Here is a 17,139-nt window from a genome sequence, read left to right as displayed (position 1 = left end):
TGAAATTGTGGACATCGATGTGTTTATTAATCGACGGAAGGCCCTAAAGCTTTCGCAGGTTAAACTCTGCAAGGGGATTTGTACGCAGGCGACGTTGAGTAAGTTTGAAAATAATAACCGAATTCCCTCCTTGACGATTCTTAGCCAGCTCTGTGCGCGACTAGGTATTACCGTCGATGAGTTGTATCAGGATCAAGAAGAAACTACGTCGCGGCTCACCCGGGAGCTGGACCAACTCGAAAGGCGGCTGATGACGGAAGACTACCAGTACGTTTTGGGTGGCCTGGCCAAGCTGCACGAAGACCAGATTGAGTCGATTCCGTTAAGGATGCAATTCTACTACCTGCGCGGAATCGTGAACACGCTGGTGAACCGGCAGCCGGATCAGATTTTGTTTGATTTTTCCCGGATCCTCAACGATCTCGACGAGCGGCACCAAACGATTCTGACCCAACTGGCCTTCCTGGGCTCGGGAATTCTGTACGCGCGGCGTCACGAGCTCGCGCAGGCGACCTTTTATTTCGAGAAGGTCCGACACTATCTCGCCGCGCTGAACGTCAGCGAGGTAACCGTCCAGGAAAACAACTACCACCTGCGGGTTTTGACGTTGATCTATTACACGGCGGCGTTTTATGCCGAAAACGCCGACTATAAGTTGAGCAACCAATTGGTGACCTTGGTGTTGAAGATCTGCTCGCAACAACACGTGACCTATTACCTGCCCCGGTTGAAGTTCCTGGCCGCACAAAACGCCGTGGCGGAACACCGGTCGCAGGACCTGATCAACCAACTGCTAGACGAGGCGCTGGCTTTCGCGCGGCTCAACCGCAACGCTGTGATCGAGGGCAAGATTGCAACCTTACGGCAACAGTTGCAAGCAGGCCCCACCCAGTCACCGGAGAAATAGGCGTCGTGTAGCGGACAGACGACCCCCAAAGTAAAAAAGGTTGGACTGACTATAATAAATTTGATAAACTCCTGTTACCGAGAAGTGAACGGCACAGCGTCCGGTGACCCCCGCTGCCTGGAACGAACGTTTCGGCACCGGGACTGACCTGATCAAAAAGTCTGGGACTTTTATCCCAGACTTTCGTATTTGTGCTAAATAGAAAACGGTTTCATAATTGACAACCAGCAATCCCAAAATACTGGGAGGAGACAGACGTCTCGGGATATCAATGAAGGAGTGAACAATCATCAAGCATCGACTAACCAAAGAACTGTGGTATTCCTCAATTGGGGTCGGGTTATTTACCCTCTTTTACAGTTTAATCATGACGTCCTTTCACCTTTGGATGGGCGCCGCTGCCTTTATTACCGCTTCTTATTTCTTCGGCATCGGGTGCCCGGACGATAAGGTGTGGAACATCGTGGGGAGTTTTGTGATGGGGATTATCTGGGCCCTCATCTCGGTGACGCTGTTGCAAAATCCGCTCATCGCCCAACTCTGGCCATCCGCCGTAATGTTTGGGTTCATGACCTTTCTGGCCATCTTCCTCCAGGGAACGGTCATGACGTTTACGTTGGTTCCCGCCTGGTTGATTGCCTGGGGGACCTCCATGGTGATTGTGTCCAACGTGGCCATCACTAACTGGTGGCTCTTCGTGGTCGAACTCTTTATCTCCATGTTGATGGGGATCTTCTTCATCGCCTACGGGTCCAACATCTTTAGTAAGGTCGTGGACAAGTGGTTTACCACTAAAAAGGCGCCGCAGCCAGACGAAACACCGGATGATCCAGACGACGAGGTAGCGTCGCGGGTAGACGAGTAAGCCAAAAGGAGCTGACCGATTACGGCCAACTCCTTTTTAGTTTGGAACTTACTGATGAATGGTGATTAGCGAGCTCAGGATAAAAACCAGCACCACCATGACGGCCACCACGCCGATTAGATAGCGTGAAAAGTGCTTGGCACGATACCATAGGGTGCCGCCGATGACCAGGAGCGCCACGAGGGCGATCGTTGCCAGAATGATCAGCTTGAGTTTAACGTCGAAATCTGTCGTAAGCATGGTTAGGCTTCCTTTCCCCAGGGGCTTTGCGCTCATTATACCAGACGACTAGGGGCGTTCAATCAAAAGGGCCATGCCCATGCCACCCCCGATACACATCGAGGCGAGCCCCCGGTGCAGATTGGCGCGGATCAATTCGTGGATTAAGGTGACCACGATGCGGGTTCCCGAGGCCCCCAGGGGATGTCCCAGGGCAATGCTGCCACCGTTAACGTTGAGCTTCTCAACCGGTAGTTTTAGGTCACGGGCGATGGCCACGGATTGGGCGGCAAAGGCCTCGTTGAGTTCGATGCGATCCAGATCGGCTACCGTCCAGTGCTGACGAGCCAGCACCTGCCGAATGGCCGTGGTGGGCGCGTAGCCCATGATGGCGGGATCGATGCCGCTTTCTTGGTAATTCTTAATCACGGCTAAGTAGGGCAGCCCCGCCGCATCGGCCGTGGATTTACGCATTAAAACCATGGCGGCGGCCCCGTCGTTGAGTCCAGCCGCGTTACCCGCCGTGACGGTCCCGTTGGCCTTAAAGGCGGGGGTGAGGGCCGCCAATTTAGCTGCCGAGGTGTTGGCCCGGACGGCCTCATCGACGGCGACGACGTGATCACCCACGGTTACCGGGACAATCTCGGCGTCAAAGCGGTGTTCGGCCTGGGCGCGGACGGCATTTTCTTGGGAGCGCAGGGCCAAGGCGTCCTGGTCGGCCCGGCTCACCTGAAATTCGGTGGCGACGTTTTCGGCGGTGATCCCCATCGGAATCTGGTTAAACGCGTCCATCAGGCCATCGGAGAGCAGACTGTCGGTCAGCTCGTAGTCGCCCATCTTATGGCCCCAGCGGGTCTCGCGGTCCAGGTAGGGGGCCTGGCTCATATTCTCGGCACCGCCCACCAGCACGGCGTCGGCGTCACCCATTAGGATGGCGGCCTGACCTAGCCGGATGGCTTTGAGGCTAGAACCGCACACCTGGTTCACGGTCATGGCGGTACTCCGCACGTCGAGCCCGGCGTTCAAGCTGACCTGGCGGGCGAGATTTTGCCCGAGACCAGCCTGAAGCACCGTCCCAAAAATCGCCTGTTGAATGTGGGCGGGATCGACCCCGCTCCGTAGAATCGCGGCGCGCGCGGCGATGGTGCCGAGTTGCACGGCGGAAACGGACTTGAAATTGCGCCCAAACTTCCCGATCGGAGTGCGCACGGCACTCATAATTACAACGTCATCTGCCATTATTAGTTGGTCTTCCTTTCCGATAAATCCTCGAAACTCTAATATAACCGACTTTATGGATTTTGTCTTGTCGGGTTGCTTGTTCCCCGGCAGATGACGGGGATTTTTAGTGGAAAAATGGGGACGTTGGGAAAAATTTTATGGGTCGCGTATAATAATAAGTGGAACCCGGGGGCTACCGGTTACCGGTTGGCCTGCGGGATAAGGACTATTTTAGATGAAATAAGGGGAATTGACGTCATGACAGAACTTCATTCGACAACGACACCCTTAACCCCGGCCGACTTTTGGACGCCGGAACGGTTAGCGCGGTTGTCTTCAAACCAACAGACCCATGCGGCCCAGATTTTAACTGACTTTTATAACATTTACCAGCAGGTCACGGGGACGCGCCAAGCCTGGACCCCCACGGGAGTGACCGCGGCACTGACGGCGTTGCCGTTGACCGTGGAACAGCCGCACAATTATTTTGTGGCGGTGGTGCCGGTCCTCAGTGAATTTTTCAAAGTCCAGACCGGCAAAGACTGGCCGGCCTTTGAACGGGTCTTGAAAGCGGCCCGGCCACAATTGGTCGAAAAGCATACCACGGCTAAGGTCAACCAAGAACAACACGATTATGAAAACGTGGTGGCTGAAGTAGAGGGCTGGGTCCAGGATATGCGCCGTACGCCGCAGGTCGCCAACCTCACGGCGAGCGATCAACGCCATTTCGGGAACATTGTCCACGTGGTGACCGAACTTTTGGTAACGGGTAAGCACTTGCAACCGGTTGATTGGCAACCGGATAACTTGGCAGCCGTCATGTTTGGCCCGTTTACCCATTTATTGGATGAGTCGCAACGAGTGGCGGCCTTGTACCACTTGATTCCGTTTGCGTTGACCCATCTCTTCGATTACCTGGAAGCGACCGAAGAGGGGCTCCTCCACGCCCAAGCCTTACGCGACTGGGTGCGGGAACACCACACGGCGTTGGTCACCATGTATGATCCCAAAATGGAAGCCTTCTTTGAGCAAGTCACGACGGCCATGCAAAAGCAGGGGATTGATACGCAGGACAAAGCGGCCGTGGATCGGTTCACCCAGCAGTATCTGCGCACAAATCCGGAATTAGGGCGGGAACTCTTTGCCACCGATGCACAGTTGAAGGCGGTGAAGCGCCGGGGTCACCGGCCGGCCTTCAGTCGCAAGCACCGACGGCGGCGGTAATTGCCGGTGAGAAAAAATTACAAACTTACGTTCCCCTTTTGGGGTTGAAGTAGGGTATACTGAGATTACCTGACAAGCCGGATGAAGCCGGTCAAGGTAGCACCTAAAAAAGATCAATCTAATTGCAAAAGGAGTTTCCCGTGATGGATTTAACGTTATTTAAAGAAGTGAAAGCGACGACCAACAAGATTGCGCTGAGTACGGCCTTGGATAATCAGGCCGATGTGAAGATCGTGAACTTCGTGTGGGACGAGCAATCGCCCGACACCCTGTTCTTTTCGTCCGTCAAGACCAGTGAGGCCATTGCCAGTTACGAGCAACAGCCGGACGTTGCGTTGATTACCATTCCGAATGACGGGACGCCGGGAAACCCCTTCCTGCGCGCCAAGCACGTTAAGTTAACGTCATCGACGCGGACCATGCAAGACCTACTGCCGTTATACCTCGCCACGGTACCCCACTATCAACAGGTCTGGGACGCCATCGGGGATACTTTGGTGGTCTTTGAATTGAAATTAGGGGACGTCAAGGCCGACCCGGGATTGGGGCGGACCAAGGAAATCATCCAATTTAAGGCCTAGAGTCACCAAAAGGGCGGTTCAGAATCTCTGAGGAGATTTTGAACCGCCCTTTGGTATTAAGGCTAAACGTTGATCACTTTATTTAAGAAGTCTTGTAATCGCGGATTCTTAGGGTGTTCGAAGATGTCCTGGGGCGCGCCACTCTCACGAATCAGCCCGTCGGCCATAAAGACGACCCGATCGGCCACTTCCTTGGCGAAGCCCATTTCGTGGGTGACCACGATCATGGTCATACCGTCACGAGCCAGTTGCTTCATGACATCCAGCACGTCGCCGACCATTTCGGGATCCAGTGCGGACGTGGGTTCGTCAAACAACATGATCTTGGGGTGCATGGCTAAGGCTCGCGCGATGGCGACCCGTTGTTGTTGCCCCCCGGAAAGCGCGGTCGGGAGGGCCGTCGCCTTGTCGGCTAAGCCCACTTGATCGAGCAGCTCCCGCCCGGTTTTATCCGCTTCGGCCGGGGTCATCTTCTTCAGCTGGATGGGCGCCAGGGTGATGTTTTGCAAGACGTTCATGTTGGGAAATAGGTTGAAGTGTTGAAAGACCATGCCGATGTTTTCCCGGACCAAGTCGATGTTAGTCTGGGGATCGGAAAGGTCGTGGCCGTTGATGACGATTTGACCTTGTGAAGGGACTTCGAGGTTGGTCAGGCACCGCAGAAAGGTACTTTTCCCGGACCCGGACGGCCCAATCATGCAAACGACTTCGTTATTTTTGACGTCCAAATTGAGTCCCTTGAGGACCTCGGTGTCCCCGTAACTCTTGTGGAGATCTTGGACGTGCACTTTAATTGCTGTATCAGCCATGACTAGTTAATCCTCCTTTGAACCCAATTCGATAACCAAGTCAACAGGGTAATGATGATCAGGTAGATGATCGCAATCATTAACCAGATCTTGAACCCTTCGAAGTTCCGGGCGATGATTAACGTCCCGGTCTGTGTCAATTCGACAATCCCAATGACGGACAGAATCGAGGTGTCCTTTAAGGTAATGATGAATTGATTGATGAAGGACGGAATCATGATCCGAATTCCTTGGGGCATGACGACTTTCCGCATCGCCTTCCAATAAGGGAGCCCTAGTGAACGGGCTGCTTCCATCTGGCCCACGTCGACGGCTTGAAAACCACCCTTGACGAACGCGCCGGTGTAGGCCCCTTCGTTAAGCATCAGGGTGATCATCCCGGCGATAAACGCGGGAATCTTAAAGCCGTGACCAATCAGGTCGGGAATCCCGATGTAGATGAAGAAGGCTAAGACCATGAGGGGCATCCCCCGGAAGATATAGATGATCGTGCTGGAAATGGCCGGCCCAATCTTACCGGGCATCACGCCCAAGACCCCGAGCAGTAATCCCAAGAGGGTTGCCAGGATGATGGAGATGACGGTCAATTCGATGGTCATCCACAGCCCTTTACCCAGAGTCCCTAGATTTTGACTGAACAGGCCGAAGAAGGTTCGGCTGCTGGCAGTTTCACCGGTAATCTTGGATTCTTTGGCGTGGAGGTACTTGTTGATGATCTTCTGGTAGGTCCCGTCGGCCTTGATGGCGGCGAGTCCGGCGTTAAACTTCTTCAGTAACGCGGCGTTCTTGCCCTTCTTGACGGCAAAGCCATAATCGCCGGCGTTGTATTGCTTAGAAACGATCTTCAAAGGAATCCCGTTCTTGATCCCGTAAGACATGACCGGGTAATCTTCGAAGCAGGCCACGGAGTTACCAACCTTCACGTCGTTGTACATGGTGTTGGAATCGTTGAAGTACTTGATCTTAAAGCCATACTTGCTTTGAATGGACTTCCCGTAGGCGGCCCCCGCCGTCCCGGTCTTTAAAGCAACGGTTTTACCTTTCAAGTCGTTAAAGTTCTTCACGGTACTGTCCTTGGCGACCGCCATGACCACCCCGGACGTGTAGTAGGGTTTGGAGAAATCGAAGACGGCTTCTCGGGCGGGGGTGATGTTCATCCCGGCAATGACACCGTCAACTTGGTTTGCACTCAGTTGTTGGACAGCGGCGTTGAAGCTCAGAGCCTTCAGCTGATATGTAAAGTGTTCCTTCTTGGCGATGGCCTTTAAGAGGTCGATATCAATTCCCTTAGACTGACCACCCTTGACCTGAAACTCAAACGGGGCAAACGTGGTATCCGTTGCGATGGTGTATTCCGCGACCTGGGCGTGGGCGGTTAACCCGAACCAACTCCCAAGCATAGCGAGACACATGACAACGGCAACTTGCCATTTCTTCATGGTGACAACCTCCTAATTTATATTTGATGTCATAAAATATAACATCAACTCGGGTGAATCGCAACCCGATTTATCATGGATTTCTCATTTACCCGAACTTTTGAGGCTATTTTGCCATGATTCAGGTAACTTGGGTACCAAAAAGCTAATCTGAATGGTAATTAATCCTATAAAGTGTCGTAACCAATGATAAAACATCTGACATTTATACTAAAAAATATCGATTTTGGGGGCTGGGACGGATGAGTGAGCCTATTTAGGGTGAATTCTAAAGGTGATTTTTTGAGGAAAAGGGGGCTGAAGGTTTCCGATTATCATTTTTTTGTTACAATGAAAGCAGTTCCCCCTGTGGAAGGTGGTCCCCTGCAAGCTAATCACGGTCGTGCGCGGCCGCTTGTTTGGGGACTACGCGGAGATAACGGGGGGGGATCGATAGCAGGATAACTAAGGCGTTGGCGACCAAGGTTCATTGACATCGACTGGACGGATCTTTAATAAAATTGATTGGTGTGACTTAATGATGGCAAAAAAGGTGACGATTACAGATATTGCCCGGGCAGCGGGGATTTCACCGACGACGGTATCCTTAATCTTGAATGGTAAGGGTGATCGGTTTAGCGCGGCGACTTGCCGGCGGGTTTTTGCATTGCGTGATCAGTTAGGGTATCACGTGGAGAAGAACTTGTCGCAACGCCATGGTAAACGGCAATTAATGCGCGTGGGTATTGTGATCCCCGACCTGAGCCAATCCTTTTATGACGGCGTGATTGCGGGGATCCAGGCCGCAGCCGGAGATATTCAGGTGGTGGTGTACGAAGCGCCCACGTCGGAAAAAACTCATCAGTTATTCGATGAACCGGTGGATGGCCTGATTTTCTGTGAACCGCACATGGCGACCCAGCAACTCAAAAACTGGGGGGAAGCCGCCCAGGTCCTGGTGATCGTCGTCAACAGCCAAGCCAGTCTGGAGGATTCGGATGTCTGGATTGACTGGCACCAGGTGGGAAAGCTGGCGGCGGATTATCTGCTGGCGAACGGCCACCGCGAAATTGCGGTGGTGTTACCGGTGGGGCATCAGGCGACGAATCCCAACGTGATTGCCGGCTTCAAGGAAGGGTTAAACGAATACCATGTGACGTTGCCGGATGAGGCCCTCTATACCACGATTCCTACTCTGGCGGCGGGCTATAATTTAACGCGTTAGGTGCGTTTCCGGCACTATACGGCGATTTTTGCGGTCAGTGACGAACTGGCGATCGGGATTATGCGGGGGCTGGTTTCGATCGGCAAACGTCTGCCGATGGACCAGTCGGTCTTGGGCGTCGGTAATCTGGAAATTGACGATTACGTCTCACCGAAATTGTCGTCAATCAACATTGCGGCTTCTAATATTGGGCGGGCAGCCTTCGACAAGCTCGAGGAGCTGGCGAAAAATCCCCAGACCGCCCACGAGCTGCTCACGTTACCGCTCGATATCACCAAGCGGTTTAGTATTAAGCATATTTAACGGAATTTGGGTTGGAAAACGGTAGCTCAAAAGCGCCGAATCCATGAAAAAGACCTCACGAATTTTCGTGAGGTCCTTTTTTGCGGATACCCGCTAAGTATTTTAAGTTGCCGGTTAGTTGTTAGTCAGGGGTTCGGTGGAGCGTTTCCCCGTCAGATGGTCGATCGTTAATGCATAAGCTTCAAACTGGCCCTTGGCAGAGGCAATATACTTGCGGCCACCTGCTAGTAGACCCGGTGCGTACTTCTCAGACACGAGTTCCATGGCGTGTTGAATTGCGGCAGGATTCGTCAGTGCCTGAATGTGGCCGTAGACCAGAACGCTGCGGTAAGCCATGGTGTATTGGTGAGCCAGAATTTGGTGTCCGCCGACCACCGAGAAGACCACGGCCGAGTTGCGGGTCAACAGATCGTGACGTTGCCCCGTGGGTGCCCCGTGCAGGTAGATTTTATCCTGATCTGGATCGTAGACGTAGCTGATTGGCGTGGCGTAGGGGTAATCCGCGTCGAGTAGTGCCAAGGTGCCGTAATCGGCGGTTTTTAAAATCTGCCGACTGTCCGCAGCACTCAATTGTTGATCTTTTAAGCGCATTTCTCTAAACATGATGAATTGACCTCCTAAAAAGTAATCGCTTACATGAACAGTTTACGCGCTGGTGGAAACAAAGTAAAATTAAATCAATAATTTACCGGTTGATGAGGAACTAATTGCAGACAAATCAATTTAGTGAAGCCAGTTACCCGGAAAATGGGGCAAATGGGTCATGTGCAGTATAAAATTTGTAATGAATGAACCTGAAAATTAACATTTTTACCAGTTTTTTCGTGAAATCGGCTTGAAAAGTAAAAAAAGTAAAAATTATATTTTGCTGATAAAATCACAAAAATATAATTATTAAAGAATTTTCGATTAGTTTTAAATAATACTGTTGGTTAATAATTCAATTTAATAAAAAACTTATTTTAAGTCAAAACGTTGATATGACGCGATTTTGATGCCGAGGTAGGTTGGTTGGGGCAAGTTGTGCAACCGGTTGACAATTGCGATGAGATTTTTCTAATCATTTTCTAATTGTTGGCTAACTGAACAAGCGAAAAAAACGAATTTGCAAAAAGGTATTGTAAACGGTTTCTATTCGTAGTAAAAATAAGAGTGTAAAGTTTACCGAGGCGAATTAATCGTCAAATTGGTAAAAGGTAGATTGCAAATTTAATCCGAATTTTTGGACAAATTGGTCAGCATAACCTGATACGGTGTTTGCCAGTCGAGTATTTTAAGCGGTCGCTGGTTAATTTGGAGTAACGTCGTCGTTAAATCTTGAGCACTAATGTGCTCAAAACGAGTCCCCTTAGGATAAAAATAACGTAAATTCCGATTAAAGCGTTCATTACTACCACGTTCAGCTGGCGTATAAGCATGACAGTAATAGGTCTTAATACCATATTGTGATTCAAATGATACTAGCCCACTAAACTCAGTACCACGGTCCACAGTAAAACTGTGCACCGGTCCATTAAAAGTTGTTAGGAACTTAGTCAGTGCTTCATTAACACTCGCTGTCGTTCGATCTTTTAACCGGTATGCCCAAAGGAACCGTGATTTTCGATCGATTAAAGTTAATAAAACTGCCTTACTATGCCCACGAGGACCAACGACTGTATCTAGTTCAAAATCGCCGATGCGATTACGTTGATTAATCATCATGGGACGCTGTTCAATTGATCGCCCCAAAGATTGATTATATTTGGATCGTTGGTCAACGTTACGCCGTTGGCGTACGCCATGTTCAGGTAGATCATTCAAGGAGAAATCAATTCTCCCCTGATTTAGCCAATTATAAATAGATTTAGTAGCTAGTTTAAATTCGTGAGCAATCATTCCTGGTGACCAGCTTAGACGTAAATGGTTGAGAATTTTTTGCTTTAACTCATCGCTCAGCTTAGTTTTCCGACCACATCGTGATCGCTTGTATTCGGCATCTGTTTGTGCTAATTCAGCCTGATAAGGTTGACATCGAGATAATTCATAAGAAATTGTTGACGGTGATCGGTTCAGCCGAACGCCCATTTGGATATTGGACAGCCCTAGTTCACAAAAGGTTTCGATTTTAATTCGTTCGGAATAGGTTATACTAGACAAAAGATCAGCTCCTAAAAGATGGGTTTGTGGTAAACACCATTTTAAAGGAAGCTGATCTTTTTTGTCCGAACAGCGTTCGGATTAATTTTACAATCTACCAAAACTTAAAAGGAGGACGTCATGGAAAATTTAAAAATAGCGTCTACTGAAGAAGCAGCTCAGCGTTTTGAGACAACCCGTGAAACGGTTGATGCTTACAACACTGACTTTGTTGATGTAGGTGCCGTTGTTGTTATGGATCATGATGTGGAAGTCATTAATGCCGTAAACGATACCAAGTTTGGCATTCCTGTCTTCGTGATGACCGATGACAGTTCTAAGATTCAAGGCGATATGATGGAGAAAATCTATCACATCATTGATTTGAAGAACACATACGACCACCGTCTCTACAATCGTGAGATTGAAGCGGCAGCTGCCCAATACCAAGATGGTGTGTTGCCTCCATTCTTCAAGGCCTTGGAAGAATACGTTGAACGTGGGAATCTCCAATTCGACTGTCCAGGACACCAAGGTGGACAATACTTCCGGAAGCACCCAGCTGGCCGGGAATTGTACAACTTCTTTGGCGAAAACGTTTTCCGTTCCGATATCTGTAACGCCGACGTTGACCTTGGGGACTTATTGATTCACGAAGGTCCTGCCATGGATGCTGAAAAGCACGCCGCTAAGGTCTTCAACGCGGACAAGACTTACTTCGTTATGAACGGGACCACCACGTCAAACAACATTGCGGTTTCCGCTGCTGTTTCTCCTGGTGACTTAGTTCTGTTCGACCGGAACAACCACAAGTCCATTTACAACAACGCCTTAGTTAAAGACGGTGGCCGTCCAGTTTACCTGGAAACCTCCCGTGACCCTTACGGCTTTATCGGTGGGATTTACTCCCGTGACTTCGATGAAGACTACATCCGGAAGCAAGCTGCTAAGGTTGACCCTGAAAAGGCCAAGCAAAAGCGCCCATTCCGTTTAGCTATCATCCAATTAGGGACTTACGATGGGACGATCTACAACGCACGGCAAGTCGTTGACCGGATTGGTCACTTGTGTGACTACATCTTATTCGACTCCGCTTGGGTTGGTTACGAACAATTCATCCCAATGATGCGTGATTCCTCACCACTGTTGTTAGACTTAGGACCGGAAGATCCAGGTATCCTGGTTACCCAGTCCACTCACAAACAACAAGCCGGGTTCTCACAAGCATCACAAATCCACAAGAAAGACTCTCACATCAAGGGTCAAAAGCGTTACATTAACCACAAACGTTTCAACAACGCTTACAACCAATATGCCTCAACTTCACCATTCTACCCACTGTTTGCTACGCTGGACGTTAACGCCCGGATGCAAGAAGGCGAAGCTGGTAAGAAGTTATGGCATGATACGTTGATCACGACGATCAATGCTCGGAAGAACTTGATCAAGAACGCTACCATGATCAAGCCATTCGTCCCACCAGTTGTTCACGGTAAGAACTGGGAAGACGGCGACACCGAAAAGATGGCCAACGACATCGATTACTGGCGCTTTGAAAAGGGTGCTAAGTGGCACGGCTTTGACGGTTACGAAGATAACCAATACTTCGTTGACCCGAACAAGTTCATGTTAACCACCCCAGGGATCAACGTTCAAACTGGTGAATACGAAGACTTCGGTATTCCTGCCGTTATCTTAGCTAACTACCTGCGTGAACACGGTATTATCCCTGAAAAGAACGACTTGAACTCCATCCTGTTCTTAATGACGCCGGCCGAAACGCCTGCTAAGATGAACAACCTGGTTTCCCAAATCGTTAAGTTCGAATCCTTAGTTAAGGCTGATGCACCATTGGAACAAGTCTTACCTCGCTTATACGCGAACAACAAGGCTCGTTACAACAACTACACCATCAAGCAACTCTGCCAAGAATTGCATGACTTCTACAAGGGTAACAACGCTAAGGAATACCAAAAGGAAATGTTCTTAGCTGACTACTTCCCAGAACAAGCTATGACGCCTTATCAAGCTAACGTTGAATTACTGCGGAACAATGCCAAGCTCGTTAAGTTGAGTGACATTGAAGGTGAAACTGCCTTAGAAGGTGCTTTACCTTATCCTCCTGGTATCTTCTGTGTGGCTCCAGGTGAAAAGTGGACCAAGGTTGCCCAAACTTACTTCATGATTCTTGAAGCAGGGATTAACCGCTTCCCTGGATTCGCACCAGAAATCCAAGGGGTTTACTTCGAACATGAAGATGGCAAGACCGTTGCTTACGGTTATGTCTATGATGGTGACAAGAAGGATTAATTAGTTTTGAAGAAAGGGGTTTTTTAAAATGGCTAAGACCTTAAAAATAGCTAGCTCTGAAGAAGCGCGAAACTATTTTTCTACTGAACGTGAAGTCGTTGCGATTGAAGGTAAAACCGATTTTACTGATATCGCTGCAGCGGTTTTGACGGATGCAGATCAACAGTACATCGCTGCCATTTCAGCTAACAAGTTTGGAATTCCAGTCTTCATGATTACTGATGATTCTGCCGCAATTGATGCTGATATTCGTGGTCAAGTTTTCCACTTCCTGGACAAGGATGAGGATTACAAGAACATCTATGACAGTGAAATTGAAACCGCTGCCCAAGACTACGAAGACAAGATGATCCCACCGTTCTTCAAGGAAATGGTACATTACGTGGGCGAAGGTAACCTGAACTTTGATACGCCAGGTCACCATGGTGGACAGTTCTTCCTGCGCCACCCAGCCGGTCGTGCTCTGTACGACTTCTACGGTGAAAATCTCTTCCGGTCTGACGTTTCCAGTTCAGACGTTGAAGTTGGGGACCTTTTAACTCACGGTGGTGCTGCCCTAGACGGGGAAAAGCATGCCGCTCGAGTATTCAATGCTGATAAGACTTACTTTGTGATGAACGGGACGACGACGTCTAACGCCATCGTTGATATTGCTACGGTTAAGCCAGGCGACTTAGTCTTGTTTGACCGGAACAACCACAAGTCAAACTACAACGCTGCTTTGGTTCAAGCCGGTGGCCGTCCAGTTTACTTGGAAACCGGCCGGAACCCATTTGGGTTTATCGGTGGGATCGACGACAAGGCTCTTGATGAAGATTACATCCGTGGCTTAGCAGCCCAGGTTGATCCGAAGAAGGCCAAGGAAAAGCGTCCATTCCGGTTAGCCATCATTGAACTTGGGACTTACGACGGGAGTATCTACAACGCCAAGCAAATTATCAAGCGAATTGGTCGCTTATGTGACTACATTCTGTTTGACTCTGCTTGGGTTGGTTACGAACAGTTTATCCCAATGATGAAGGATAGTTCACCACTGTTGATTGATGACCTTGGGCCAGAAGATCCAGGTATCTTCGTTACCCAATCCGTCCACAAGCAACAGGGTGGGTTGTCACAAGCATCCCAGATTCACAAGAAGGATGCGCACATCAAGGGTCAGAAGCGTTACATCAACCACAAACGGTTCAACAACGCTTACATGAAGTACACGTCTACTTCACCATTCTACCCAATCTACTCCACCTTGGATGTTAACGCCAAGATGATGGAAGGTCCTGCGGGTGCCAAGATGTGGATGGACACGGTTAAGTTAGGGATCGAAGCACGGAAGCGGATTTTAAATGAAGCAACCATGTTAACGCCATTCATTCCAACCGTTGTTAACGGCAAGAAGTGGCAAGATGTCGATACCAACACTTTAGCTAGTGACATTGACTACTGGCGCTTTGAAAAGGGCGCTAAGTGGCACTCATTCGAAGGCTACGCTAATGACCAATACTTTGTTGACCCACTTAAGTTCATGCTTAAGACGCCTGGGATTAACATTGAAACTGGTGAATACGAAGACTTCGGGGTTCCAGCAACGATCATTGCAAGTTACTTGCGTGAACACGGCATCATCCCAGAAAAGAATGACTTCAACTCCATTCTGTTCTTGCTGACGCCTGCTGAAACCAAGACGAAGATGGACAACTTGGTCAACTACTTACTTCGTTTCGAAAAGTTAGTTGAACAAAACGCGCCATTAAGCGATGTCTTACCAGAAATCTACAAGGAAAACATCGACCGTTACCGTGGTTACACGATTCGCGATCTTTGCCAAGAAGTGCATGATTTCTACAAGAACGCTAATGCTAAGCAATACCAGCACGACTTATTCCGTGAAAAGTCATGGCCAAAGCCTTCAATGACTCCTTACGATGCTGATAAGGAACTCGTTGCAAACAATGCTAAGTTAGTGCCACTGGACAAGATTGTCGGTGAAACTGCCTTAGAAGGTGCTTTACCTTACCCACCAGGAATCCTTTGTGTGGCGCCAGGTGAAGTCTGGAACGAAGTTGCTCAGAAGTACTTCTTAATCCTGCAAGACGGGATCAACAACTTCCCAGGGTTTACGCCTGAAATTCAAGGTGTTTACTTTGAGCCAGATGGAAACGATGGCAAAGTTAAAGCTTATGGTTACGTCTTGGATAAGGACGCAGCTGCTAAGGATAAAGAATAGTTTTATAGCTGCATAAAGGTTTTTCGAGTTGCCGTCCGTTTTGGACGGCAACTTAGCAATTGTTGATTATTATAATTCCAATATAGATATTGAGGGTAATGTGATATGGCAGAGAATAATAGTACAAAAATGGGTGTTGTTCAGCTGACCATTATTACGGCTGTCAACATGCTTGGATCAGGGATCATTATGCTACCTTCCAAGCTGGCACAAGTTGGTACGATGTCCGTGCTTTCTTGGATCGTTACCTTAGGTGGGGCACTTTGTTTAGCCTGGGTTTTCGCTCGTAATGGTATGTTCAGTAAGAAGTCTGGTGGTATGGGTGGATACGCCGAATACTCATACGGCAAGGCCGGGAGTTTCATGAGTAACTTTACTTATGGGCTGTCCTTAGTTATCGCCAACGTGGCGATCGCCGTTTCCGCCGTGGGGTACCTCTCCGTGTTCTTAGACATGAAGCTCTCCCCAGTGGAAGTTGCCATCTGGACCATCATCCTGGTTATCGTCACGACGCTCCTGAACTTCGGGGGTGCGAAGATTACCGGTCGGATCGGTTCCGTTACCGTTTGGGGGGTTATCCTTCCCGTTGTGATTTTGGCGGTATTGGGCTGGTTCTGGTTCCAACCATCACTGTACGTGGCTTCTTGGAACCCACACGATATTAGTTTCTTCGATGGGATCGCTTCTTCTATCCCAATCACGCTTTGGGCTTTCTTAGGATTGGAATCCGCCGTTGCCAACATGGACGCCGTTGAAAATCCACAAAAGAACGTGCCAATCGCCGTTATGGCCGGGACGATCGGTGCCGGAATTATCTACATCTTATCCACGAACGTTATGGCTGGGATCGTTAAGAACTCCGCATTGTTGACTTCCAACGCCCCATTCGGGTTAACTTTCTCCACGATGTTTGGCTCATGGGCCGGGTTAGTGGTTGAAGGGATCATGGTTCTGGCATGTATCGGTTCCTTACTTGGTTGGCAATTTACGATTGCCCAAGTGTTCAAGTCTTCAGCCGATGAAGGCTACTTCCCAAAGGTCTTCTCTCGGGTTACCAAGAACGATACGCCAATCGTTGGGATGTTAATCCTGATGACCGTTCAAGTGCTGTTGTCATTCATGACGATCAGTCCTGACTTGAACAAGCAATTTAACGTGTTAGTTAACTTAGCCGTTGTGACCAACTTAGTTCCATACCTGCTTTCCATGGGTGCTGCTAAGACGATCCAATTAGGCGCTGGGGTTAAACCAACCAACAGTGTCTTCCGGTTAACGAACGTGATTGCCGTGATCGCTGCGATCTACTCGCTGTACGCAATGTACGCTTCCGGTTCACAAGCGATGGTCTTAGGTTCTCTGGTTACCTTCTTCGGTTGGACCGCATACTCCTTCGTGGCGTACAAGTTCGACTTGAGTTCAGATAAGTTAGAGAAGTTAAACAACAACCACGCATTTGATGCTGAAGAAGATTCCGTTAAGGAATAAGCCACAGCGTTAAAGTAAATGACATTTCTTCCTTCAGGAGAAATTGATAACTAAAGACTAGGCCACCTGAATCTACGGATTCGGTGGCCTAGTCTTTTAGTGTCTGAACTTTCGGGAGTGAGGGGAGCTGATGGGGGATTGCTGAGCAGCGGTTTGGGGGCCCGGGATCCGTTAAGGGGAAAAAAAGGGCTCCGGCCGGGGCACCCTGATGTCCCAGGTAAAGCTACTCTCGT

General features: G+C 49.4%; 15 protein-coding genes. 9 read left to right on the top strand and 6 right to left on the bottom strand.

All coding sequences use genetic code 11. The features are described from left to right. The first annotated feature begins 7 nt into the window (after positions 1–7). Positions 8–907, top strand: coding sequence for a helix-turn-helix domain-containing protein (locus RI501_RS00425; protein ID WP_313819835.1), 900 nt, complete (start codon positions 8–10; stop codon positions 905–907). A 286-nt stretch (positions 908–1,193) separates the two neighbouring features. Continuing rightward, positions 1,194–1,772 (top strand): DUF1097 domain-containing protein, encoded by a 579-nt coding sequence (locus RI501_RS00420; protein WP_313823090.1) that lies wholly within the window; start codon positions 1,194–1,196, stop codon positions 1,770–1,772. Positions 1,773–1,820: 48 nt separating this feature from the next. On the opposite strand, the gene RI501_RS00415 is transcribed toward RI501_RS00420, so the two are convergent. Then, a complete protein-coding gene (locus tag RI501_RS00415; protein WP_313819834.1) occupies positions 1,821–2,012 on the bottom strand; it encodes a hypothetical protein in 192 nt (63 codons plus the stop codon). Positions 2,013–2,060: 48 nt separating this feature from the next. Continuing rightward, positions 2,061–3,230: an acetyl-CoA C-acetyltransferase gene (locus tag RI501_RS00410; RefSeq protein WP_313819833.1), complete on the bottom strand. Its 1,170-nt coding sequence runs from the start codon at positions 3,228–3,230 to the stop codon at positions 2,061–2,063. 240 nt (positions 3,231–3,470) lie between these two features. Between RI501_RS00410 and RI501_RS00405 the strand changes: the two genes are divergently transcribed. Together RI501_RS00405 and RI501_RS00400 are read left to right on the top strand one after the other, a co-directional pair. Beyond that, positions 3,471–4,436, top strand: coding sequence for a hypothetical protein (locus RI501_RS00405; RefSeq protein WP_313819832.1), 966 nt, complete (start codon positions 3,471–3,473; stop codon positions 4,434–4,436). Between the two features lie 143 nt (positions 4,437–4,579). Next, positions 4,580–5,017 (top strand): pyridoxamine 5'-phosphate oxidase, encoded by a 438-nt coding sequence (locus tag RI501_RS00400; protein WP_313819831.1) that lies wholly within the window; start codon positions 4,580–4,582, stop codon positions 5,015–5,017. Positions 5,018–5,079: 62 nt separating this feature from the next. On the opposite strand, the gene RI501_RS00395 is transcribed toward RI501_RS00400, so the two are convergent. Both RI501_RS00395 and RI501_RS00390 read right to left on the bottom strand, forming a co-directional pair. Next, the gene (locus RI501_RS00395) at positions 5,080–5,826 is read right to left on the bottom strand and encodes an amino acid ABC transporter ATP-binding protein (RefSeq protein ID WP_313819830.1); all 747 of its coding nucleotides are present in this window, start codon (positions 5,824–5,826) and stop codon (positions 5,080–5,082) included. 2 nt (positions 5,827–5,828) lie between these two features. Beyond that, positions 5,829–7,265 carry an amino acid ABC transporter substrate-binding protein/permease gene (locus RI501_RS00390; protein WP_313819829.1) on the bottom strand — a complete coding sequence of 479 codons (1,437 nt, stop codon included), beginning with the start codon at positions 7,263–7,265 and terminating at the stop codon, positions 5,829–5,831. 520 nt (positions 7,266–7,785) lie between these two features. Between RI501_RS00390 and RI501_RS00385 the strand changes: the two genes are divergently transcribed. Further along, positions 7,786–8,469 (top strand): LacI family DNA-binding transcriptional regulator, encoded by a 684-nt coding sequence (locus RI501_RS00385; RefSeq protein WP_313819828.1) that lies wholly within the window; start codon positions 7,786–7,788, stop codon positions 8,467–8,469. Next, a complete protein-coding gene (locus RI501_RS00380; RefSeq protein ID WP_313819827.1) occupies positions 8,470–8,772 on the top strand; it encodes a substrate-binding domain-containing protein in 303 nt (100 codons plus the stop codon). A gap of 114 nt (positions 8,773–8,886) precedes the next feature. Here RI501_RS00380 and RI501_RS00375 read toward each other — a convergent pair whose 3' ends face one another. Both RI501_RS00375 and RI501_RS00370 read right to left on the bottom strand, forming a co-directional pair. After that, positions 8,887–9,375, bottom strand: coding sequence for a pyridoxamine 5'-phosphate oxidase family protein (locus tag RI501_RS00375; RefSeq protein WP_313819826.1), 489 nt, complete (start codon positions 9,373–9,375; stop codon positions 8,887–8,889). 606 nt (positions 9,376–9,981) lie between these two features. Further along, on the bottom strand, positions 9,982–10,911 hold the full coding sequence (locus tag RI501_RS00370) for an IS30-like element ISLpl1 family transposase (protein WP_313819825.1): 930 nt from the start codon (positions 10,909–10,911) through the stop codon (positions 9,982–9,984). Between the two features lie 120 nt (positions 10,912–11,031). Between RI501_RS00370 and speC (RI501_RS00365) the strand changes: the two genes are divergently transcribed. From speC (RI501_RS00365) to potE, 3 genes are all read left to right on the top strand, one after another. Further along, positions 11,032–13,200: an ornithine decarboxylase gene (gene speC / locus RI501_RS00365; protein ID WP_313819824.1), complete on the top strand. Its 2,169-nt coding sequence runs from the start codon at positions 11,032–11,034 to the stop codon at positions 13,198–13,200. A 28-nt stretch (positions 13,201–13,228) separates the two neighbouring features. Then, on the top strand, positions 13,229–15,421 hold the full coding sequence (speC, locus tag RI501_RS00360) for an ornithine decarboxylase (protein ID WP_313819823.1): 2,193 nt from the start codon (positions 13,229–13,231) through the stop codon (positions 15,419–15,421). Between the two features lie 105 nt (positions 15,422–15,526). Next, the gene (gene potE / locus RI501_RS00355) at positions 15,527–16,906 is read left to right on the top strand and encodes a putrescine-ornithine antiporter (RefSeq protein WP_313819822.1); all 1,380 of its coding nucleotides are present in this window, start codon (positions 15,527–15,529) and stop codon (positions 16,904–16,906) included. The last annotated feature ends 233 nt before the right edge of the window (positions 16,907–17,139 follow it).

This window comes from Levilactobacillus zymae (genome assembly GCF_032190635.1).
Classification (GTDB): Bacteria; Bacillota; Bacilli; order Lactobacillales; family Lactobacillaceae; genus Levilactobacillus; species Levilactobacillus zymae_A.
Note: the sequence above shows the minus strand (reverse complement) of the source record. Positions and strands in the feature narration are given on the sequence as shown.

What these genes read in the sequence shown, in the direction of transcription:
- RI501_RS00415 (WP_313819834.1), bottom strand. Translation starts at nt 2,012, where the DNA reads ATGCTTACGACAGATTTCGACGTTAAACTCAAGCTGATCATTCTGGCA.
- RI501_RS00410 (WP_313819833.1), bottom strand. Translation starts at nt 3,230, where the DNA reads ATGGCAGATGACGTTGTAATTATGAGTGCCGTGCGCACTCCGATCGGG.
- RI501_RS00405 (WP_313819832.1), top strand. Translation starts at nt 3,471, where the DNA reads ATGACAGAACTTCATTCGACAACGACACCCTTAACCCCGGCCGACTTT.
- RI501_RS00400 (WP_313819831.1), top strand. Translation starts at nt 4,580, where the DNA reads ATGGATTTAACGTTATTTAAAGAAGTGAAAGCGACGACCAACAAGATT.
- RI501_RS00395 (WP_313819830.1), bottom strand. Translation starts at nt 5,826, where the DNA reads ATGGCTGATACAGCAATTAAAGTGCACGTCCAAGATCTCCACAAGAGT.
- RI501_RS00390 (WP_313819829.1), bottom strand. Translation starts at nt 7,265, where the DNA reads ATGAAGAAATGGCAAGTTGCCGTTGTCATGTGTCTCGCTATGCTTGGG.
- RI501_RS00385 (WP_313819828.1), top strand. Translation starts at nt 7,786, where the DNA reads ATGGCAAAAAAGGTGACGATTACAGATATTGCCCGGGCAGCGGGGATT.
- RI501_RS00375 (WP_313819826.1), bottom strand. Translation starts at nt 9,375, where the DNA reads ATGTTTAGAGAAATGCGCTTAAAAGATCAACAATTGAGTGCTGCGGAC.
- speC (WP_313819824.1), top strand. Translation starts at nt 11,032, where the DNA reads ATGGAAAATTTAAAAATAGCGTCTACTGAAGAAGCAGCTCAGCGTTTT.
- speC (WP_313819823.1), top strand. Translation starts at nt 13,229, where the DNA reads ATGGCTAAGACCTTAAAAATAGCTAGCTCTGAAGAAGCGCGAAACTAT.
- potE (WP_313819822.1), top strand. Translation starts at nt 15,527, where the DNA reads ATGGCAGAGAATAATAGTACAAAAATGGGTGTTGTTCAGCTGACCATT.